Genomic DNA, 271 nt, shown 5'->3' with positions numbered 1-271 from the left:
TGCTGCACCGCAGATTCCGCCGTCGTGTTCCCACCGGCCGATGCAGAGCTGACCACCATCGCGATGATCAACGCGACCGCGCCAAGGCTGAGTCCTGCGATGGAACGCCGACGGTGCGCGGTCTTCCTCTTCAGAGCGAAGCCACCGCAGACAATGGCGCCGAGACCGGCGACCACCGCCGCGGCTTTGAGTACGGGAATCATGGCGCACACCGCCGCGACGATGCCGAGGAAGAGTGCGGCCTGAGCGAGCTTGCTCTTCGGAACTGGCG

1 protein-coding gene is annotated in these 271 nt (G+C 66.1%); it reads right to left on the bottom strand.

Annotated elements, in window-relative coordinates; genetic code table 11:
- On the bottom strand, nt 1-271 hold a 271-nt coding region (locus ABFX56_RS16095), incomplete at both ends, for a hypothetical protein (RefSeq protein WP_428834468.1).

It is taken from the genome of Parafrigoribacterium mesophilum, assembly GCF_039652555.1.
GTDB lineage: Bacteria > Actinomycetota > Actinomycetes > Actinomycetales > Microbacteriaceae > Parafrigoribacterium > Parafrigoribacterium mesophilum.
Note: the sequence above shows the minus strand (reverse complement) of the source record. Positions and strands in the feature narration are given on the sequence as shown.